We start from the raw sequence: 19830 nt of genomic DNA, 5'->3' as shown, positions 1-19830 counted from the left end.
GTGGATTAACCTGTTCACAGTGCGATGACGGCCGTCTTGGCTTGGCCGGTGACGCACCAGACAATAAGCAGGTAAAAATCATCCATCTAGGAGACATTTATGCAAAGCAACAAACGCACGGTTTTTCTGAAGAGCGTGGCGGCGATCGGCCTCGGACTGATGCTGAGCACCAGCTACGCCGCCGGCGAGAAGTTTGTGCTGATCAGCCACGCGCCGGATTCGGACTCGTGGTGGAACACGATCAAGAACGCCGTCAAGCAGGCCGGTGAAGACTTCAACGTGCAGGTCGACTACCGCAATCCGCCCAACGGCGACCTGGCCGACATGGCGCGCCTGGTCGAGCAGGCCGCGGCCCGCAACTACGACGGCGTCATCGCCAGCATCGCCGACTTCAACGTGCTGCAAAAGCCGATGGGCCTGGTCGCGGCGAAGAAGATCCCGATGATCACGATCAATTCCGGCACGCTGGAGCAGAGCGAGCAACTGGGCGCCGTGATGCACGTCGGCCAGCCCGAATACGACGCCGGCAAGGGCGCCGGTGAAAAAGCCAAGGCGGCCGGCATCAAGTCCTTCGTTTGCGTCAACCATTACGCCACCAACCCGTCCTCGTTCGAACGCTGCCGCGGCTTCGCCGAGGCGCTCGGGGTCGATTTCAAGGCCGCCACGCTGGACGCCGGCGAAGACCCGACCACCATCGAGAGCAAGCTCAGCGCCTACCTGCGCAACAATCCGAAAACCCAGGCGGTGCTGGCGCTGGGGCCGACCTCGGCGCACGCCTCGCTGAAGGCGCTGGAGAAGATGGGTACCAAGGGCAAGATGTGGTTCGCCACCTTCGACTTGTCCGACGAGATCGCCAAGGGCATCAAGGACGGCAGCGTCAAGTTCGCGATCGACCAGCAGCCCTACCTGCAGGGGTATATCCCGGTCGCCGTGATGGCCATCATGAAGCAGGACAAGACCACCGACCTGGCCAAGGTCAAAGAAAAGCTGATGGCCAATCCGAAGTTCAAGGCCCGTCTGGCCGAGTACGGCCTGGCGCCGTCGTACGGCCCGCGGCATATCAGCTCCGGTCCCGGCTTCGTCACCAAGGACAATATCGCCAAGGTCGAGAAGTACGCGGGCCAGTTCCGTTAATAAAGACCGGCGGCGCGCAGCCGGGGGCAGCCCCGCAATTTTGCGCCGCCGGTTTGTTTTCAACGTCCCCGGCTCCTTCGCGGGGCGGCGTGGACGGCGGCAAAGTGAAAAGGAAAATGTTATGAGTGCGGTTAAATTGAATGCGCAGCCGGGCCTGGCCCCCGCGCAGCAGCCCCCGGCCACATCCGGCGCCGACGAGCGCGTCGGCCAGGTCACCTGGTTCAAGCGCCTGTTCGGCCGGCCCGAGTTCGCCTCGATCTCCGGCGCGCTGCTGGTGTTTATCTTCTTCGGCATCAGCGCCGGCGGTTCCGGCATGTTCAACCTGGACGGCATCGTCAACTGGTCGCAGGTCGCGGCCTACCTCGGCATCATCGCCATCGGCGCCTGCGTGCTGATGATCGCCGGCGAGTTCGACCTGTCGATCGGCTCGATGATCGGCTTCGCCGGCATGATGATCGCCATCCCGTCGGTCTACTTCGGCTGGCCGGTCTGGCTCGCCATCCTGTTCGCCTTCGCCGGTTCGATGGCGCTGGGCTGGCTCAACGGCTACCTGGTCATCAAGACCCGCCTGCCGTCCTTCATCGTCACGCTGGCCTTCCTGTTCATCCTGCGCGGCCTGACGCTGGCGCTGTCGATCATGTTCGCCAACCGCACCATCGTCAGCGGCGTCGGCACGCTGGCCGCCCACGACTGGCTGGCCACGCTGCTGTTCCACGGCGAAGTCGGCACCGGCCTGTTCCAGTGGCTGGCCTCGGCCGGCGTCATCACCGCGCTCGACAACGGCGCGCCGCTGGTCAAGGGCATCCCGAAAGTCATCGTCTGGTGGGCCGCGCTGGCCCTGGTGAGCAGCTTCGTGCTGGCCCGCACCCGCATCGGCAACTGGATTTTCGCCGTCGGCGGCGACGCCAACGCCGCCAAGAACGTCGGCGTGCCGGTCAAGGCCATCAAGATCTCGCTGTTCGTCTTTACCGCCTTCTGCGCCTGCCTGTTCGCCACGCTGCAAGTGTTCGACGTCGGCTCGGCCGCCGCCGACCGCGGCATGCAGAAGGAGTTCGAGGCGATCATCGCGGCCGTCATCGGCGGCGCCTTGCTGACCGGCGGCTACGGCTCGGTGGTCGGGGCCTGCTTCGGCGCGCTGATCTTCGGCGTGGTGCAGATCGGTATCACCTACACCGACATCAATTCGGACTGGTTCCGCGTATTCCTCGGCGTCATGCTGTTGATCGCGGTGTTATTCAACAACTTCGTCCGCAGCCGCGTGACGGAAGCGAGGTAAGCCATGAGCGACTACATTCTGGCGCTGGAAAATATTAGCAAGCGTTTCGGTTCGGTGATCGCCTTGCAAAACGTCACCTTGCGCCTGAAGCCGGGCGAGGTCCATTGCCTGCTGGGCGACAACGGCGCCGGCAAATCGACCTTGATCAAGACGCTGGCCGGGGTGCACCGGCCGACCGACGGCCAGTACCTGGTCGACGGCAAGCCGGTCAGCTTCGCCTCGCCGAAGGAGGCGCTCGACCTGGGCGTGGCCACGGTCTACCAGGACTTGGCGCTGGTGCCGCTGCTGTCGGTGGCGCGCAATTTCTTCATGGGCCGCGAGCCGATGACGAAGCTGTTCGGTTTCCTGCCGGTGATGGACATGGAGTACGCCGCCACCACGGCGCGCGACAAGCTCGCCGAGATGGGCATCATGGTACGCGATCCGCACCAGGCGGTCGGCACCATGTCCGGCGGCGAGCGCCAGTGCCTGGCGATCGCCCGGGCGATCCACTTCGGCGCGCGCGTGCTGATTCTGGACGAGCCGACCGCGGCGCTGGGCGTGAAGCAGTCGTTCAACGTCCTCAAACTGATCTACAAGGCGCGCGAACGCGGGCTGTCGGTGATCTTCATCACCCACAATGTGCACCACGCCTACCCGGTCGGCGATTCGTTCACCCTGCTCAACCGCGGCAAATCGCTGGGCACCTACACCAAGGACACGGTCACCAAGGACGAGGTGCTGGACATGATGGCCGGCGGCGCAGAGATGCAAAAGCTGATGAGCGAACTTGACGGTGTAAGCATTTAGAAAGAACAGCCAATGAACAATCCAACACAATTCGCCAGCGGCAGGGCGCTCGACGTGATCTGCCTCGGCCGCCTGGCGGTCGACTTGTACGCGCAGCAGATCGGTTCCCGGCTGGAGGACGCGGCCAGTTTCGCCAAGTACCTGGGCGGCTCCTCGGCCAACATCGCCTTTGGCAGCGCGCGCCTGGGCCTGCGCTCGGCGATGCTGTCGCGGGTCGGCGACGACCACATGGGCCGCTTCCTGAGCGAGACGCTGGCGCGGGAAGGCTGCGACATCAGCCACGTCGCCGTCGACCCGCAGCGCCTGACCGCGCTGGTCATGCTCGGCATTAAGGACAAGGATACCTTCCCCTTGATCTTCTTCCGCGAAGACTGCGCCGACATGGCCATCGACCCGGCCGACATCGACGAGCGCTTCATCGCCTCCAGCAAGTCGCTCCTGATCACCGGCACCCATTTCTCGACGGCGGCGATGCACGCCGCCAGCGGCAAGGCGCTCAAGCTGGCCCGCGCCAACAACGTGCGCACCGTGCTCGACATCGACTACCGCCCGGTGCTGTGGGGCCTGTCCGGCAAGGGCGACGGCGAAACCCGCTTCGTCTCCAACGACGGCGTCACCGGCCACCTGCAGGCGATCCTGCCGCAGTTCGACCTGGTGGTCGGCACCGAAGAGGAATTCATGATCGCCGGCGGCGGCGCCGACATCATCGCCGCGCTGCGCGCCGTGCGCCTAGCCTCGGCGGCGACGCTGGTGGTCAAGCGCGGTCCGCTCGGCTGCGCCGTCATCGACGGCGCCATTCCGGCCGCGCTGGACGAGGCCTTCAACTTCCGCGGCGTGCAAGTGGAAGTGCTCAACGTGCTCGGCGCCGGCGACGCCTTCCTGTCCGGCTTCCTCAAGGGCTGGTTGAACGGCGCCGACTACGCCACCTGCTGCCGCTACGCCAACGCCTGCGGCGCCCTGGTGGTGTCGCGCCACGGCTGCGCGCCGGCCATGCCGACGCCGGTGGAACTGGACTACTTCATCGCCCATGCGGCGCGGATGCAACGCCCGGCCGACGACGCCGCGCTGGCGCGCCTGCACCGCGTCAGCGTCGCCCGCAAGCAGTGGGACGAGCTGTGCGTGTTCGCCTTCGACCACCGCAACCAGTTCTTCGAGCTGGCGCAGCAGACCGGCGCCGACGAGGCGCGCCTGCCGGCGCTCAAGCAGTTGATGGTGCGGGCGGTCGGCGAGACCGAGGCCGCGCTGCAACTGGGCGGCAAGATCGGCGTGCTGATCGACGACCGCTACGGCGCCGACGCGCTCAACGCCGCCACCGGGCGCGGCTGGTGGATCGGCCGTCCGGTCGAGCTGCCGGGTTCGAACCCGCTGCAATTCGACTGGGGCCGTTCGATCGGTTCGCACCTGAACAGCTGGCCGAAGGAGCACGTCATCAAATGCCTGGTGCAACTGCATCCGGACGACGCCGTGGAAAACCGCCTGGAGCAGGAAGCCCAGCTGAAGGCGCTGTACGACGCGGCGCAGATCAGCGGCCACGAATTGCTGCTCGAAGTGATCCCGTCGAAGAGCCTGCCAAGCGACGCCGACACCGTGCTGCGCGCCGTCAAACGCCTGTACAACATCGGCATCTACCCCGAATGGTGGAAGTTGGAGCAGCTGAGCGCGGCGCAATGGAAAAAGATCGACGCGCTGGTGCAGGAACGCGACCCGTACTGCCGCGGCGTGGTGCTGCTCGGCCTGCACGCGCCGATCGACGAGCTGGCTGCCAGCTTCGAGGCGGCGCGCGACAGCGCCACCTGCCGCGGCTTCCTGGTCGGCCGCACCATTTTCCACGAACCGAGCAAGCGCTGGCTGGCTAAGGAGATCGACGACGCCGGCCTGGTCGCCGCCCTGCGCGCCAATTTCGAAACGCTGATCCGCACCTGGCAGCGCAGCCGCGCCGCCAAACTGGAGCGCGCGGCATGAGCGCCGGTACAAGCGCCGGCGTGGGGAAAACCATCCGCCTGACCATGGCGCAAGCGCTGGTGCGCTATCTGGCCGCGCTGCGCGTCGACGCCGGCAACGGCGCCACCGAGCCGCTGTTCGGCGGCGTGTTCGCCATCTTCGGCCACGGCAACGTGGCCGGCCTGGGCGAGGCGCTGTACCAGCAGCGCGACGACGCGCTCAATCCGCTGCCGACCTACCGCGCCCACAACGAGCAGGGCATGGCGCACGCCGCCATCGCCTACGCCAAGGCGCACATGCGCCGGCGCATGATGGCGGTGTCGACCTCGATCGGCCCCGGCGCCACCAACCTGCTGACGGCGGCCGCGCTGGCCCACGTCAACCGCCTGCCGGTGCTGCTGCTGCCGGGCGACGTGTTCGCCTCGCGGGCGCCGGACCCGGTGCTGCAACAACTGGAAGACTTCGGCGACGGCAGCGTCTCGGCCAACGACGCCTTCAAGCCGCTGTCGCGCTATTTCGACCGCATCATCTACCCGGAGCAGCTGTTGACGGCGCTGCCGCGGGCGATCGCCACGTTGACCGACCCGGCCACCTGCGGCCCGGTGACGTTGGCGCTGCCGCAGGACGTGCAAACCATGGCATACGACTACCCGGCCGACTTCTTCGAGCCGCGCCTGGTCACTTTCCGCGCCGTGCCGCCCGCCGAGTCCGAGCTGGAAGAGGCGGCGGCGCTGCTGCGCGCCGCCAAGAACCCGATCATCGTCGCCGGCGGCGGCGTGCTGTACGGCCTGGCCGGCGACGCGCTGCGCGCCTTCGCCGAACGGCACGGCGTGCCGGTGGCCGAAACCCAGGCCGGCAAAAGTTCGCTGGCTTGGGACCATCCGCTGCAACTGGGCGCCATCGGCGTGACCGGTTCGCCGGCCGCCAACCTGCTGGCCGCCGAGGCCGACCTGGTGCTGGCGGTGGGCACCCGCTTGCAAGACTTCACCACCGGCTCCAACGCGCTGTTCGCCAAGGCCACGCTGGTGAGCCTGAACGTCAACGCCTTCGACGCGTTGAAACGCCGCGGCGCCGGCCTGCGGGGCGACGCCAAACTCGGCCTGCAAAAGCTGTCGGCGCTGCTGGAAGGCTGGCGCAGCGACGCCGCCTGGCGCGAACAGGCCGAACGCGAAGCGGCGCGGTGGCGCGCCACCATCGCCGCCATCACCGCGCGCCGCGACGTCGCCTTGCCATACGACGGCGAAGTGATCGGCGCGGTGCAGCGCTCGTCGGCCGCGTCGACCGTCAACGACATCGTGGTCTGCGCGGCGGGCACCTTGCCGGCCGAGCTGCACAAGCTGTGGCGCACGGCCACGCCGGGCGGCTACCACGTCGAATACGGCTTCTCCTGCATGGGTTATGAAATCGCCGGCGCGCTGGGCGTGAAGATGGCCAAGCCGGACGCGGACGTCATCGTCATGGTCGGCGACGGCAGCTACCTGATGATGAATTCGGAAATCGCCACCTCGGTCATGATCGGCAAGAAGCTGATTATCGTGGTGCTCGACAACCGCGGTTACGGCTGCATCAACCGCCTGCAGCAAGCTTGCGGCAACGCGCCGTTCAACAACATGCTGGAAGACTGCCTGCAGGTCGGCGACGGCGCGCCGCACATCGATTTCGCCATGCACGCCAAGTCGCTCGGCGCCTACGGCGAAAACGTCAAGACCATCCCCGAACTGGAACAGGCGCTGGCGCGGGCCCGCAAGGCTAGCTCCACCTACGTGGTCTGCATCGACACCGACCCGACCCGCACCACCAGCGAAGGCGGCTGCTGGTGGGAGGTGGCGGTGCCGGAGGTATCCGAGCGCGAGCAGGTCAGGACGGCGCGCACGCGCTACGAAGAAGCCAGAAAAGCACAAAGGAAATAAGATGAACATCGCATTCAACGACCAGACCTTCAACGTCAAAATCGGCATCAACCCGATCTCCTGGATGAACGACGACCTGCCGTCGCTGGGCGGCGAGACGCCACTGGAGACGGCGCTGAGCGAGGGCGCCGAAATTGGCTACGTCGGCTTCGAGCTGGGTAACAAGTTCCCGAAAGAGTCGGGCGCGCTGCGCGCCGTGCTGGGCAAGTACAAGCTGGAGTGCGTCTCCGGCTGGTATTCGGGGCGCCTGGCGCGCCGCTCGGTGGAAGAGGAAATCGCCGCCGTCGGCCCGCACCTGCGCCTGCTGGCCGAGAGTGGCGCCACGGTGATGGTGTACGGCGAGGTGGCCGACGCCATCCAGGGCGAGCCGCGGCCGCTGTACAAACGCCCGCGCTTCGTCAACGCGCAGCAGTGGCAGGACTACGCCGACAAGCTGAGCGCCTTCGCCCGCCACACGCTGGCGCACGGCGTGCGCCTGTCCTACCACCACCACATGGGCGCCTATGTTGAAACGCCGGCCGACGTCGACCAGTTGATGGCGCTGACCGGGCCGGAAGTGGGCCTGCTGTTCGACAGCGGCCATATCACCTTCGCCGGCGGCGACGCGCTGGCGGTGCTGCGCAAGCACATCGCGCGCGTCTCGCACGTGCACTGCAAGGACGTGCGCCCGGCGGTGGTCAAGCTGGCGCGCAACGGCAACTGGAGCTTCCTGCAGGCGGTGATCAACGGCGCCTTCAGCGTGCCGGGCGACGGCTGCGTCGACTTCGAGGCGATATTGAACCTGCTGTACCGCCACGGTTACCAGGGCTGGCTGGTGGTGGAGGCCGAGCAGGACCCGGCCGTCGCGCCTAGTTACCAGTACGCGCAGATGGGCTACCAGCACCTGGCCCAGCTGGTGCACAAGATCGAGCAGGCGGGGAGGGTGGTGGCATGAAGCTGCTGGTGAAGGGCAAGCAGAGCGGCCAGGAAATCGTCGCGGTCACGCCGGAATCGGCGGGCTGGCAGCACGTCGGTTTCGCCGCGCACCGGCTGGCCGCGGGCGCCGGCCTGACGCTGCACACCGGCGCGCGCGAGTTGTGCATCGTCGTGATGGCCGGCGTGGTCAACGTCGGCGCCGGCGAGCGGCGCTGGGCCAGGATAGGCGGGCGCGCCAGCGTGTTCGACGACCAGTCGCCGTTCGCCGTGTACGTGCCGAACGGCCAGGCCGTCAGCATCACCGCCGACAGCGACGCCGAGGTGGCGCTGTGCAGCGCGCCGGCCAACACCTCGCGGCCGGCGCGCTTGATCGAGCCGGGCAGTATGAAGCGCTCGGTGCGCGGCAGCGGCGCCAACACCCGCTACGTGTGCGACATCCTGCCGCAGACGGAGCCGGCCGACGGCTTGCTGGTGGTCGAGGTGCTGACCCCGGGCGGCCATTCGTCGAGCTACCCGCCGCACAAGCACGACAGCGACAACATCCCGGAGGAAAGCACGCTGGAGGAGACCTATTACCACCGGCTGAATCCGGCGCAGGGCTTCGCCTTCCAGCGCGTCTACACCGACGACCGCTCGCTGGACGAGTCGATGGCGGTGGAAAACCACGACGTCGTGATGGTGCCGCGCGGCTACCACCCGGTGGTGGTGCCCTACGGCTACGACTCCTACTACCTGAACGTGATGGCGGGGCCGAAGCGCGAATGGCACTTCAAGAACGACCCGGCCCACGAGTGGATGCTAAAAAAATAGAGGCGCCGCGAACCGTAAAAGAACCAAAGGCAACGAGCGGGGGGCTGACCCCGGGGTTACGCCGGTGGTTGTGAACCGTCCCCTGACAAACCATGTAACTTACCGAAAGTTTCAAATGACAACGCAACTGCAAAACATTGGCCATTTCATCGGCGGGCGCCCACTCGCCTCCAATTCCGAGCGCACCAGCGAGGTGTTCAACCCGGCCACCGGCGCCGTCAGCGCGAAAGTCTCGCTGGCCACCACGAGCGAGCTGAACGCCGCGGTCGCGTCGGCCCACGCCGCCTTCCCGGCCTGGTCGGCCACCTCGCCGCTGCGCCGCTCCCGCGTGATGTTCAAATTCAAGGAGCTGATGGAGCAACACGCCGACAAGCTGGCGGCCCTGATCACCGCCGAGCACGGCAAAGTCTTCACCGACGCCAAGGGCGAAATCGCGCGCGGCATCGAAGTGGTCGAATTCGCCTGCGGCATTCCGCAACTGATGAAGGGCGAATACACCGAGCAGGTCGGCAACGGCATCGACGCCTGGACCATGCGCCAGGCGCTGGGCGTGTGCGTCGGCATCACGCCGTTCAACTTCCCGGTGATGGTGCCGATGTGGATGTTCCCGATGGCCATCGCCTGCGGCAACACCTTCGTGCTGAAACCGTCCGAGCGCGACCCGTCGGCCAGCCTGTTGATGGCGCAGTTGCTGACCGAAGCCGGCTTGCCGGACGGCGTCTTCAACGTGCTGCAGGGCGACAAGGACGCCGTCGAAGGCTTGCTGGCGCACCCGGACGTGCGCGCCGTCAGCTTCGTCGGCTCGACCCCGATCGCCGAGCACATCTACGCCACCGGCTGCGCCGAGGGCAAGCGCGTGCAAGCCCTGGGCGGCGCCAAGAACCACATGGTGGTGATGCCGGACGCCGACCTGGACCAGACCGTCGACGCGCTGATGGGCGCGGCCTACGGCTCGGCCGGCGAGCGCTGCATGGCGATCTCGGTGGTGGTGGCGGTGGGTAACGTCGCCGACAAGCTGGTCGAGGCGCTGGTGCCGCGCATCCGCGAGCTGAAAATTAGCCAGGGCATGGACCTGGCGGCCGAAATGGGGCCGGTCGTCACCCAGGTACACAAGGACAAGATCGTCGCCTACATCAACGACGGCGTCGCCGCCGGCGCCACGCTGGTCACCGACGGCCGCGGCTTCGTGCTGCCAGGCCATGAAAAAGGCTTCTTCCTGGGCGGCACCCTGTTCGACCACGTCACGCCGGACATGAGCATCTACAAGGAAGAGATCTTCGGGCCGGTGCTGTGCATCGTGCGCGTGCCGGACTTCGCGGCGGCGCTGGACCTGGTCAACGCCCACGAATTCGGCAACGGCACGGCGATCTACACGCGCGACGGCAACACCGCGCGCGAGTACACCCACCGCGTGCAGGTCGGCATGGTCGGCGTCAACGTGCCGATTCCCGTGCCGATGGCCTTCCACAGCTTTGGCGGCTGGAAGCGCAGCCTGTTCGGCGACCACCACGCGCACGGCCCGGAATCGGTGCGCTTCTACACCAAGCAAAAGGCCGTCACGCAGCGCTGGCCGGCGTCGACCGCCTCCGGCGCCGAGTTCGCCATGCCGACGATGAAATAGTCTCAGGCGGCGTGGCTCCCCATGGTGCAACCGGCGTTCACCGCGCCAGGGGGAGTCTCGTCCAAAATTTTGCAACCCATGAAGGGAGGTGCGTTCTACCGCCGGAAAGCGACCTGAACACAGGCGCCGTTATTCTAAAACTAAAACTATATGCTGGGGATACGACAATGAAACACTGCATTTTGAAGACCTTGCCCGCCGCACTGATGCTGGCCCTGAGCGCCGGCGCCGTCTGCGCCAGCGACGCCGAGGGCGAGTTCCACGGCTACTTCCGCGCCGGCGTCGGCACCAACTCGGCTAACGGCAAGCAGGCTTGCTATGGCCTCGAAGGCGTCGCCAAGTACCGCCTGGGCAACGAGTGCGATTCCGACGGCGAGTTCGGCTACACCAAGGAATTGCTGACGGCGGCCAACGGCGCCAGCTTCGTCGGCACGTTCTGGGCCGCCGCCTACACGCCGACCTCCGACATCGGCGATGAAAAGCTGAGCGTCGCGCAAATGTTCATCGAAGCCAAAAACCTCGATTTCATGCGCGGCGGCGTGGTCTGGATCGGCAAGCGTTATTACAACCGCCCCGACATCCATATGATCGACTTCAAGTACCTGCACGGCGACGGCGTCGGCGGCGGCGTCGCCGGCCTGCCGCTGGGGCCGGGCAAGTTCAGCTACGGCCTGTTCCGCAACGACCTGGACAAAAGCACGTCGGCCACGCGCCACAGCTTCAGCTATGACGGCGTGGCCGTCAATCCCGACGGCAGCCTGAAGTTCGACGTCAGCCTGATCAACAAGGACTCCGCGGTCGCCGGCGCCCACAACGGCTGGTCCGCCTCGCTGATCCATATTCAGGACAAGGTTGTGGGCGGCGACAACAAATTCGGTATCCAGTACGGCGTCGGCGCCGGCACCAAGATCGGCGGCACCGGCGACATCAGGCAGGGTTCGGACGTCAAGCGCAGTCGCGTGTTCGATACCATCGCCTGGCAAATCACGCCGGAGTTCGGCGGCTCGGCGCTGGCGCTGCTGCAAAAAGACCGCGGCAACGCCGGCAGCCAGACCTGGACCTCGTTCGGCGTGCGCCCGGTGTATGCGCTAAGCGACAACCTTAAACTGCAACTGGAATTGGGCCACGACCGCATCAAGCCCGCCAGTGGCGGGGCGACGCAGCAATTGACCAAGCTGACGTTCGCGCCGACCATCGCCGCCGCCAAGGGCTTCTGGTCGCGCCCGGAACTGCGCGCCTTCGTCACGTACGCGAAGTGGAACGCCGCGGCCCAGGCCTCGGCCACCGCAGGCAGTACGCTGTCGAGCAGCGGTGTGTTTGGCGGCAACACCAACGGTACCTCGGCCGGCCTGCAAGTCGAGGCGTGGTGGTAATTTAGGTGTAAGCTCACCAGACTCGTCCGTTTTCGGACGGGCCTGGTTTTCGCGAGCGTACCCGCCTACAGAGCGGGCCGGCCGCGGAAACACACCCGCCTGCGCGCACGCCGGGCGCGGGCGGTTCTCGTTGTTTATTGGGGGATGACATATATGTTGAAATATATATCGGGAACGGCAACAAAAATCAGTGTGTTCGTGGCCGCCGCGCTGCTGTCGACGGCGGCGCTGGGCGCGGGTCTGAAGGTGACGTATCCGGCCTACGAAACGGCCGGCGACACGCGCTTCAACGACTTGATGGAAATCATGCGCACCGCGCTGGAGAAGACCACGGCCGAGTTCGGCCCGTTCGAACTGGAGGCCTCGTCCGAGAAAATGAACGAGGAGCGCACCCTGAGCGAACTGAAAAACGGCAAGGTCGTCAATATCGCCTGGAGTTCGACCTCCAGCGACAAGGAGCAAGACTTGCTGCCCATCCGCATTCCGCTGCGCAAGGGCATCCTCGGTTACCGCGTCGCGCTGATCCAAGCCGACAAGCAGGCCGAAATCGACAAGATCACCACGCTGGCGGAGCTGAAGAAGTTGACGATCGGCCAGGGCACCGGCTGGGGCGACGTCAAGCTGTACGAATCGAACGGCTTCAATGTGACGACGGCGAAATACGACGACCTGTTCAAGATGACGGCGACCGGGCGCTTCGACTTGTTCCCGCGCGGCATCAGCGAAGCCTTCGCCGAGCAGGAGCGCAACGTTAAGGCCAACCCCAACCTGGTGGTCGAGAAAAACATCCTGATTTACTACCCGTGGCCCTACTATTTTTTCTTTAATAAGAACGACGCCGCCTTGCAGAAACGCATGGAAGCGGGCATCCGCAAGATGATCAAGGACGGCTCGTTTGACATGATCTTCAAGAAATACAACGGCAAGGCGATCGCCCAGGCCAATCTGAAGGGCCGCAAAATCTTCCGCATCAAGAACAACCTGCTGCCGAAGGAAACGCCGTTCGAGGACCCGACCTTGTGGTTCAACCCGGTTAGCCAGTAGGTAGGCAGCAAGTAGCCAGTAAGTAGCCAATAAGTAAGCAGTAAGCGGGCATCTCCGGCAAATGGCGATGCCCTTTTTGCGTTTTGGCAATGCGGAGGCAAAATCGAGAAGGCGCTGGGATCTAGTCGGAAACATGGCAAAAGAAATTTGCCGCCACGGGACTTTTTTGTGTCGCAGTCTATTGTTGCCAATGCGGGCGGGCCGGGCTTACGTGCGCCAGCGAACGGTATTGATCTTGCCTGCAGGGTATATTTGTTTCGCAGGGCGGCAGGTGCTGCTTTGGAACAAAAGATAGACCATCACTCTAGAGGCCATAAAAATGACAACGTCAACGTCAACTTCACGCATCGCTTTGATTTCCACCACTATCCTCGCCGCGGCAACGTTGGCGGCATGCGGCGGCGGCGGCGGCGGTAGCGCCACCGCCACCGGTACGCTGGGCGTGTCGATGACCGACGCGCCGGCCTGCGGCTTCGACGCGGTCAATGTCACGGTGTCGAAAGTGCGCGTGCACCAGAGCGCCAGCGCCGGCGACACCGATGCCGGCTGGACCGACATTACGCTGAGCCCGGCGCGCAAGATCAATCTCTTGAACCTGACCAACGGCGCGCTGGAGACGTTGGGCGAGACGCCACTGGCCGTCGGCCATTACACGCAGATGCGTCTGGTGCTCGACGCCAACGCCAACAACGCGCTGGCCAACTCGGTGATCGCCACCGGCACCACGACCGAGGTCAGCCTCGACACGCCAAGCGCGGTGCAAAGCGGCATCAAGCTGGTCAACGAGTTCGACGTCGCCGCGGGCCAGCGCGTCGACCTGGTGCTGGACTTCAACGCCTGCAAATCCGTGGTTACCAAGGGCAACGGCAAGTACGCGCTGAAGCCCGTCGTGAAGGTGGTGCCGACGGTGCTGAACGGTATTTCCGGCTTCGTCAACAAGGCGCTGCTGGCCAGCCACGTGATGGTATCGGCGCAGCAAAACGGCGTGGTCATCGCCTCGACGGCACCTAGCGCCACGACGGGCGAATTCTTCCTGGCCCGCCTGGCTCCCGGCAGTTACGACGTGGTCATTACGGCCGACAACAGCGCCGCCGCAGTGGTCGCCGCCGTTCCGGTAACCAGCACGACCAGCACCACCACCTTAAGCACGTCGGCCGCGCCGTTCAGCCTGGCGCCAAGCGCGCAGGGTTCGATCAGCGGCAAAGTGACGCTGCCGGCCGGCAGCACCGAGGTCGCCTACGTCGCGGCGAAGCAGAGCTTTGCCGCCGGGCCGACCGTGACGGTGAAGTACCAAGGCGCCGACATCTCGACCGGCGTCTACTCCTTGAAAACGCTGCCGCTGGCCGCACCGCAGTTTGCGCTCTACAGCGCGGCCTTGCCATTGAGCTTTGCGGCGGCGCCGACGACAACACCGGGCACCGGCAAATATCGCGTGGAAGCGAGCGCGACCGGCTATGCCTCCGTGACGGCGCCTGTGCTTGATATTTCGCTTGTGAACCAGGCCAACATCGACTTCACGCTCACGCCATAAGTGAAGCCAGCCTGGTGAATCCGATGCCGGCCTGCGCGCCGGCATCGGCCGTCGCGTCCCTCAGGTTTTTGTTGAACATGTACATTGCCGCAGTGGCAGCTACCTTGGTGGCTAGCTGGACACGGTGCGCGGCAAGATGCCCGGGCTGGTGCCCGGCAGTTTTTCGGTGGTTGACGCGCGCGACGTGGCGCTGGCGCATATCGCCGCCGCCGAGCGCGGCCGCAGTTACGAGCGTTACCTCGCGGCCGGCCGCCACATGACAAGCTGCTGCCGAAGGAAACGCCGTTCGACGACCCGAGCTTGATTCAACCCGGTTAGCCAGTAAGCGGGCGGCGCCGGCATGCGTTGGCGCACTGGATTGCCTTTCTGCTATGGTATATTTGTTTTGGGGCGTTTGGCGCCGCGTTGAAGCATATACCCATGACAGTCGAGGCGAAACAGTGAAAAAATCCATTTCCAGCGGCTTGTACACATTCGCCTGCGCGACAATCGCCGTTGTCTGCGCCGCGCTGGCCGGCCCGCACGGCGCGGCCGCTGCGGCCGAACCGATTCGCATCGGCTCGGTGGTCTCGGCCACCGGCCCGGCGGCCTACCTCGGCGACCCGGAGCTGAAGACGCTGCAACTGTACATCGAGCGGCTCAACGCCGAGGGCGGCGTACTGGGGCGCAGGCTGGAACTGGTCCACTACGACGACGGCAGCGAGGCGAACAAGGCCGGCAGCTTCGCCAAGCGCCTGATCGAGTCCGACAAGGTCGACCTGATCATCGGCGGCACCACCACCGGGTCGAGCCTGGCCATGATCCCGCTGGTGGAGCAGGCCGGCATGCCGTTCATCTCGATGGCGGCCGGCGTGTCGATCGTCGAGCCGGTCAAGAAATGGGTGTTCAAGGTGGCGCCAACCGACCGCATGGCGGCCGAAAAGGTGTTCACCGACATGAAGCGGCTGGGGCTGCTCAGGATCGGCCTGCTGTCCGAAACCAGCGGCTTCGGCCAGTCCGGCAGCACGGAAACCCAGGCGGTGGCGCCGCGCTTCGGCATCACCATCGTTGCCAATGAAACTTATGCGCCGAGGGACACCGACGTCACCGCCCAGCTGACCAAGATCAAGTCGGCGCCCGGCATCCAGGCGGTGTTCGTGTTCGGCGCCGGGCAGGGGCCGGCCGTCGCCACCAGGAACTACCAGCAACTGGCGATCGCGCTGCCGCTGTACCAGTCGCATGGCGTGGCGTCGGCGGAGTACATTAAACTGTCCGGCGCCGCGGCCGACGGCGTCAAGCTGCCGGCGGCGGCGCTGGTGGTGGCCGGCCAGTTGGCGGCGGACGACCCGCAGAAGGCGGTCGTGACGGCCTACGAAAAAACCTACCGCGAACGCTACAAGGCCAGCGTCTCCAGCTTCGGCGGCCACGGCTACGACGCGTTGATGATCGCGGTGGCGGCGCTGAAAAAGGCCGGCGGCAGCGACAAGAACAAGGTGCGCGACGCCATCGAGGAAACCACCGGCTACATCGGCACCGCCGGCCGGGTCGACATGACGCCGGCCGACCACATGGGCCTGAACCTGACCGCCTTCCGCCTGCTCGACGTCAAGAACGGCCAGTGGCGGTTGCTGCGTTAAATTCAAACCGACGGCATTTGCCGGTGGTGTTTACTGGCTGCGCCGGCAATTCAAGTGTGAGCCGAAGGCTTCTGGTCGCCTATCCGTGCCAGCAGGAAGTCGACGAAGGCGGAGGTTTTCATCGCCAGGAACTCGCGCGCCGGGTAGACCGCGTACACCGGCGTGCCGGGCGGCAGCGGGCAGTGCGCCAGCACCGGTACCAGTTCGCCGCGCGCCATTTCCTCGGCCGCCAGCGCGCGCGGCACGCGCAGGATGCCGACCCCGGCCGCCGCCGCCGTCACCAGTGCGCCGCCGTCGTTGATGCGCAGCGGACCGTCCACCGGCACCGTGTACGGTCCGTCGGCGCCGATAAAGACCCACTGGTCGGCCACATAGTCGCCGTTGGCGTAGATCAGGCAGGCGTGTCCGCGCAGCTCGTGCGCCGTCTGCGGCGTGCCGGCGCGCGCCAGGTAGGCCGGCGCCGCCACGATAACGCTGGGGTTGTCCGACAGCTTGCGGGCGATCAGCGAGGAGTCGGCCAGCGGCGCGGCGCGGATGGCGACGTCGATCTGCTCGGCGATCAGGTCGACCAGGTGTTCTTCCATTTGCAGCGTTACTTTCACCTGCGGGTAGAGGGCGGTGAATTCGGCCAGCAGCGGCACCATCCGGCGCCGCCCCGCCATCGAGCACGATACGCGCAGCACGCCGCGCACCTGCTGCTGGTGCTGGTCGGCCAATTGTTCGATGTTGTCGAGCGCGCGGCCGATCTGGCGCGCCTCCTGCAGCACCAGTTCGCCGATTTCGGTCAGCGCCAGACGCCGCGTCGAGCGCTGGATCAGGCGCGCGCCCAAGTCTTGTTCGAGCCGCGCCAGCTGGCGCGAGAGCACCGATTTGCCGCAGCGCAGCTGGATCGCGGCGCGGCTGATGCTGCCGGCCTGGACGATGGTGGCGAAGATCGCCAGATGTTGTGGATTGAGCATGCTTCCTTTTTATTGTCGCCAATAGGGCAACAATGTAATGCCATATTGGCGGCTTATCAGGCAATTAGATACATTTTATACTGCATGTCATCGTCAGCCACTCAAGGGAGAATAGTATATGAGCATCACCAACCACCAGTTCCAGCTTGCCAGCCGCCCGGTCGGCGCGGTCCAGCGCAGCGATTTCCATTACGTCGGCGAGGCGCTGCGCGCGCCGGCCGACGGCGAGGTGCAGATCAAGGTGTTGCACGTGTCGCTCGACCCGGCCATGCGCGGCTGGATGAACGAGAGCAAGGAATCGTACATGCCGCCGGTCGCCATTGGCGAGGTGATGCGGGCCATCGGCGTGGGGCGGGTGACGGCGTCGGCCAACCCGGCGTTCGCGGTCGGCCAGCATGTGGTTGGTTTGCTGGGCGTGCAGGAATACGCGATTAGCAACGGCCAGGGCCTGAACAAGGTCGACCCGGCGCTGGCGCCGCTGCCGATGTACCTGAGCGCGCTGGGCATGCCGGGCCTGACCGCGTATTTCGGTTTGCTCGACGTCGGCCAGCCGAAGGCCGGCGAGACGGTGGTGGTGTCGGGCGCGGCCGGCGCGGTCGGCACGCTGGTCGGGCAGATCGCCAAGCTCAAGGGCGCGCGCGTGGTGGGGATCGCCGGCGGCGCCGACAAGTGCCGCTATCTGGTCGAGGAACTCGGCTTCGACGCCGCCATCGACTATAAGAGCGAGGACGTGGGCGCGGCGTTGCAGCGCCTGTGCCCGCGGGGAATCGACGTGTTCTTCGATAACGTCGGCGGCGACATGCTCGACGCCGCGCTGGCGCGGCTGGCGTTGCACGCCCGCGTGGTCATTTGCGGCGCGATTTCGCAGTACAACAGCACCGGGCCGGTGAAGGGACCGGCCAACTACCTGCAACTGCTGGTCAAGCGCGCCACGATGAAGGGCATCATGGTGGCCGATTATTATCCGCGGGCGACGGAGGCAATGACGGAGATGGGTGGCTGGATCGCCGCCGGCAAGCTGAAAACCCGCGAGGACGTGGTGCAGGGCCTGGAGTCGTTCCCGGAAACCTTCCAGCGCCTGTTTAGCGGCGAGAACAAGGGCAAGCTGGTGTTGCAGCTCGCCGCCGAGTAATGTCGCGCAGCTTCCCGCCTCCCTTGCGGCAGCGGTAGGGCAGTCGCCGCGGCCGCGCGGCCGTGGCAGCCGACCCTTGTCGTTGTTTGGTGCATGGTATAAGCTCACTGGTATTGATTTTCGATACTTGACCATGTCCCAGACCCATGACCTGATCGCCACCCTGAAGCGTTTGCTGAAGGGCGGGGGCGTCACCTACGCCGGCGTCGCCGCCCACCTTGGCTTGAGCGAGGCGAGCGTCAAGCGTCAGTTTTCGCAGCAAAACTTCAGCCTGCAAACGGTGGAGGCGATCTGCGGGCTGCTGCGGATGGAGCTGTACGAGGTGGTGCAGGCGGCCGAGAAGGCGCAGGCCGAGTTGCACCGGCTAACCGAGGCGCAGGAGGCCGAGCTGGTGGCCGACCCGGGCCGCGTGCTGACGGCGGTGTGCGTGCTGAACCACTGGACGGCGGCGCAGATCGTCGCCACCTACCGGCTGACGCCGGCGCAGTGCACCGCCCACCTGCTGCAACTGGACCGGCTTGGCCTGATCCACCTGATGCCAGAGAACCGCGTCAAGCTGCGCATCGCGCGCGACTTCGCCTGGTTGCCGGACGGGCCGATCCAGCGCTTCTTCCAAGACCGCATCCAGAACGACTTCCTGCACGGGCGCTTCGACCAGCCCGGCGAGCAACTGCGCTTCCAGCACGCGATGCTGACGCCGGCGGCCAACCTGCGCTTCCAGCAGCGCCTGCAAAAGCTGGTGCGCGAGTTCACCGAGCTGCACCAGGAGTGCGCCGACGCGCCGGCCGACGCCCGCTACGGCACCAGCCTGCTGCTGGCGGTGCGGCCGTGGGAGCCGGCCGCGTTCGAGGCCTTGCGGCACGCGCCCGACACCCGCCCGTTCACGCTGAAGGCAGGTTAGGGTGGGCCGCGCCGCCGGGCGACTGGTTTGATTCTTGCTTGTGTAGACGGCAGTCCCTTTTTAGAAAAGTTTTCATGACGTCCAAAAGAACGTTGACCCCGCCCGTGCGCAACCTGCGCATCGTTGTCGTCAATACCATCATCGACCCCGAGGCCGAGCGCGACGGCGCGCTTGGGGCGCAGGCGCGGCGCGGCAATTTGCTGCGCATCGGCCTGCTCGAATCGGGTTACGACATCGTCGCCTCGTTGCCGGCGGACATGTATCTACCCGAGCGCATCGCCCAGCTGCAACCCGACCTGATCATCGTTGACGCCGAGTCGGACGCGCGCGACGTGCTCGAACACATCGTCGTCGCCACCCGCGACGAGCGCCGCCCGATCGTCCTGTTTACAGAGGACGAGACCACCTCCAGCATGGACGCGGCGATGGCCGCCGGGGTCTCGGCCTACATCGTCGCCGGCCTGCAGGCCGAGCGCATCAAGCCGGTACTGAACGTGGCGATGGCGCGCTTCAAGCAGGAGCAAAAGCTGCTCGCCGAGCTGTCCGACACCAAGCACAAGCTGGCCGAGCGCAAAGTGATCGAGCGCGCCAAGGGCTTGCTGATGGCGCACCACCAGCTGTCCGAGGACCAGGCCTACCAGAAACTGCGCAGCATGGCGATGAACAAGAACCTGAAGCTGGCCGAGATCGCCCAGCGCATCCTCGACGTCGAGGACTTGCTGGGCTGAGCGTGCCGCCATGGTGCGCCGCACAACGATGGTGCGCTTTTTGCCCCGCTAGAAGACATGGCTTGGCTTGTTTGCCGCTGCCCCCCAAAGTGTCCGGGTTACGCCCTTGCGGGCTAGCCCGACTTCCCACCGTTGCCGCGGTTGGCACGC

Annotated in this window: 18 protein-coding genes; 15 read left to right on the top strand and 3 right to left on the bottom strand. The window is 65.8% G+C overall.

The window, feature by feature from the left end:
* Positions 1-159: 159 nt before the first annotated feature.
* From JANGC3_RS0108940 to JANGC3_RS0108895, 10 genes are all read left to right on the top strand, one after another.
* Positions 160-1134 carry a sugar ABC transporter substrate-binding protein gene (locus tag JANGC3_RS0108940; protein ID WP_232429783.1) on the top strand — a complete coding sequence of 325 codons (975 nt, stop codon included), beginning with the start codon at positions 160-162 and terminating at the stop codon, positions 1132-1134.
* Positions 1135-1255: 121 nt separating this feature from the next.
* Positions 1256-2410 (top strand): ABC transporter permease, encoded by a 1155-nt coding sequence (locus JANGC3_RS0108935; RefSeq protein WP_026132752.1) that lies wholly within the window; start codon positions 1256-1258, stop codon positions 2408-2410.
* A gap of 3 nt (positions 2411-2413) precedes the next feature.
* Positions 2414-3199 carry an ATP-binding cassette domain-containing protein gene (locus JANGC3_RS0108930; protein WP_017876146.1) on the top strand — a complete coding sequence of 262 codons (786 nt, stop codon included), beginning with the start codon at positions 2414-2416 and terminating at the stop codon, positions 3197-3199.
* 12 nt (positions 3200-3211) lie between these two features.
* Positions 3212-5161: a bifunctional 5-dehydro-2-deoxygluconokinase/5-dehydro-2-deoxyphosphogluconate aldolase gene (locus tag JANGC3_RS0108925; protein WP_017876145.1), complete on the top strand. Its 1950-nt coding sequence runs from the start codon at positions 3212-3214 to the stop codon at positions 5159-5161.
* The gene (gene iolD, locus JANGC3_RS0108920) at positions 5158-7050 is read left to right on the top strand and encodes a 3D-(3,5/4)-trihydroxycyclohexane-1,2-dione acylhydrolase (decyclizing) (protein ID WP_017876144.1); all 1893 of its coding nucleotides are present in this window, start codon (positions 5158-5160) and stop codon (positions 7048-7050) included. Before JANGC3_RS0108925 ends, iolD begins: the two co-directional genes overlap by 4 nt.
* Position 7051: 1 nt before the next feature.
* A complete protein-coding gene (gene iolE / locus JANGC3_RS0108915) occupies positions 7052-7984 on the top strand; it encodes a myo-inosose-2 dehydratase (protein WP_017876143.1) in 933 nt (310 codons plus the stop codon).
* Entirely contained in the window at positions 7981-8775 is a 795-nt protein-coding gene (gene iolB / locus JANGC3_RS0108910; protein ID WP_017876142.1) for a 5-deoxy-glucuronate isomerase, read from the top strand. Before iolE ends, iolB begins: the two co-directional genes overlap by 4 nt.
* Before the next feature lie 115 nt (positions 8776-8890).
* Positions 8891-10396, top strand: a complete 1506-nt coding sequence (locus JANGC3_RS0108905) for a CoA-acylating methylmalonate-semialdehyde dehydrogenase (RefSeq protein WP_017876141.1) — start codon at positions 8891-8893, stop codon at positions 10394-10396.
* A 167-nt stretch (positions 10397-10563) separates the two neighbouring features.
* Positions 10564-11769, top strand: coding sequence for a maltoporin (locus JANGC3_RS0108900; protein ID WP_017876140.1), 1206 nt, complete (start codon positions 10564-10566; stop codon positions 11767-11769).
* A 153-nt stretch (positions 11770-11922) separates the two neighbouring features.
* A complete protein-coding gene (locus JANGC3_RS0108895) occupies positions 11923-12813 on the top strand; it encodes a substrate-binding periplasmic protein (RefSeq protein ID WP_157406538.1) in 891 nt (296 codons plus the stop codon).
* Between the two features lie 207 nt (positions 12814-13020).
* Here JANGC3_RS0108895 and JANGC3_RS33615 read toward each other — a convergent pair whose 3' ends face one another.
* A complete protein-coding gene (locus JANGC3_RS33615; protein WP_232429680.1) occupies positions 13021-13176 on the bottom strand; it encodes a hypothetical protein in 156 nt (51 codons plus the stop codon).
* Between JANGC3_RS33615 and JANGC3_RS0108890 the strand changes: the two genes are divergently transcribed.
* Positions 13133-14344, top strand: a complete 1212-nt coding sequence (locus tag JANGC3_RS0108890; RefSeq protein WP_035787568.1) for a DUF4382 domain-containing protein — start codon at positions 13133-13135, stop codon at positions 14342-14344. The two genes, JANGC3_RS33615 and JANGC3_RS0108890, sit on opposite strands and share 44 nt — an antisense overlap.
* Here JANGC3_RS0108890 and JANGC3_RS33200 read toward each other — a convergent pair.
* On the bottom strand, positions 14334-14816 hold the full coding sequence (locus JANGC3_RS33200) for a hypothetical protein (protein WP_198292100.1): 483 nt from the start codon (positions 14814-14816) through the stop codon (positions 14334-14336). The genes JANGC3_RS0108890 and JANGC3_RS33200 overlap by 11 nt on opposite strands.
* On the opposite strand from JANGC3_RS33200, the gene JANGC3_RS0108880 reads away from it, so the two are divergent.
* Positions 14785-15960: an ABC transporter substrate-binding protein gene (locus JANGC3_RS0108880; RefSeq protein ID WP_017876136.1), complete on the top strand. Its 1176-nt coding sequence runs from the start codon at positions 14785-14787 to the stop codon at positions 15958-15960. The genes JANGC3_RS33200 and JANGC3_RS0108880 overlap by 32 nt on opposite strands.
* A gap of 50 nt (positions 15961-16010) precedes the next feature.
* On the opposite strand, the gene JANGC3_RS0108875 is transcribed toward JANGC3_RS0108880, so the two are convergent.
* Complete coding sequence (locus JANGC3_RS0108875) at positions 16011-16919, bottom strand: LysR family transcriptional regulator (protein ID WP_017876135.1); 909 nt, start codon at positions 16917-16919, stop codon at positions 16011-16013.
* A 118-nt stretch (positions 16920-17037) separates the two neighbouring features.
* Between JANGC3_RS0108875 and JANGC3_RS0108870 the strand changes: the two genes are divergently transcribed.
* From JANGC3_RS0108870 to JANGC3_RS0108860, 3 genes are all read left to right on the top strand, one after another.
* Complete coding sequence (locus tag JANGC3_RS0108870; RefSeq protein ID WP_017876134.1) at positions 17038-18051, top strand: NADP-dependent oxidoreductase; 1014 nt, start codon at positions 17038-17040, stop codon at positions 18049-18051.
* A 133-nt stretch (positions 18052-18184) separates the two neighbouring features.
* On the top strand, positions 18185-18952 hold the full coding sequence (locus tag JANGC3_RS0108865; RefSeq protein ID WP_017876133.1) for a helix-turn-helix domain-containing protein: 768 nt from the start codon (positions 18185-18187) through the stop codon (positions 18950-18952).
* Positions 18953-19026: 74 nt separating this feature from the next.
* A complete protein-coding gene (locus tag JANGC3_RS0108860; RefSeq protein ID WP_198292010.1) occupies positions 19027-19680 on the top strand; it encodes an ANTAR domain-containing response regulator in 654 nt (217 codons plus the stop codon).
* The last annotated feature ends 150 nt before the right edge of the window (positions 19681-19830 follow it).

Source organism: Janthinobacterium sp. CG3 (assembly GCF_000344615.1).
Taxonomy (GTDB): Bacteria; Pseudomonadota; Gammaproteobacteria; order Burkholderiales; family Burkholderiaceae_D; genus Janthinobacterium.
The sequence above is the reverse complement of the archived record's forward strand: the minus strand, read 5'-3'. Positions and strand labels throughout refer to the sequence as shown.

What these genes read in the sequence shown, in the direction of transcription:
- JANGC3_RS0108860 (WP_198292010.1), top strand. Translation starts at nt 19,027, where the DNA reads ATGACGTCCAAAAGAACGTTGACCCCGCCCGTGCGCAACCTGCGCATC.
- JANGC3_RS0108905 (WP_017876141.1), top strand. Translation starts at nt 8,891, where the DNA reads ATGACAACGCAACTGCAAAACATTGGCCATTTCATCGGCGGGCGCCCA.
- JANGC3_RS0108900 (WP_017876140.1), top strand. Translation starts at nt 10,564, where the DNA reads ATGAAACACTGCATTTTGAAGACCTTGCCCGCCGCACTGATGCTGGCC.
- iolB (WP_017876142.1), top strand. Translation starts at nt 7,981, where the DNA reads ATGAAGCTGCTGGTGAAGGGCAAGCAGAGCGGCCAGGAAATCGTCGCG.
- JANGC3_RS0108935 (WP_026132752.1), top strand. Translation starts at nt 1,256, where the DNA reads ATGAGTGCGGTTAAATTGAATGCGCAGCCGGGCCTGGCCCCCGCGCAG.
- JANGC3_RS0108940 (WP_232429783.1), top strand. Translation starts at nt 160, where the DNA reads ATGCTGAGCACCAGCTACGCCGCCGGCGAGAAGTTTGTGCTGATCAGC.
- JANGC3_RS0108875 (WP_017876135.1), bottom strand. Translation starts at nt 16,919, where the DNA reads ATGCTCAATCCACAACATCTGGCGATCTTCGCCACCATCGTCCAGGCC.
- JANGC3_RS0108895 (WP_157406538.1), top strand. Translation starts at nt 11,923, where the DNA reads ATGTTGAAATATATATCGGGAACGGCAACAAAAATCAGTGTGTTCGTG.
- JANGC3_RS0108890 (WP_035787568.1), top strand. Translation starts at nt 13,133, where the DNA reads ATGACAACGTCAACGTCAACTTCACGCATCGCTTTGATTTCCACCACT.
- iolD (WP_017876144.1), top strand. Translation starts at nt 5,158, where the DNA reads ATGAGCGCCGGTACAAGCGCCGGCGTGGGGAAAACCATCCGCCTGACC.
- JANGC3_RS0108925 (WP_017876145.1), top strand. Translation starts at nt 3,212, where the DNA reads ATGAACAATCCAACACAATTCGCCAGCGGCAGGGCGCTCGACGTGATC.
- JANGC3_RS0108930 (WP_017876146.1), top strand. Translation starts at nt 2,414, where the DNA reads ATGAGCGACTACATTCTGGCGCTGGAAAATATTAGCAAGCGTTTCGGT.
- iolE (WP_017876143.1), top strand. Translation starts at nt 7,052, where the DNA reads ATGAACATCGCATTCAACGACCAGACCTTCAACGTCAAAATCGGCATC.
- JANGC3_RS0108865 (WP_017876133.1), top strand. Translation starts at nt 18,185, where the DNA reads ATGTCCCAGACCCATGACCTGATCGCCACCCTGAAGCGTTTGCTGAAG.
- JANGC3_RS0108870 (WP_017876134.1), top strand. Translation starts at nt 17,038, where the DNA reads ATGAGCATCACCAACCACCAGTTCCAGCTTGCCAGCCGCCCGGTCGGC.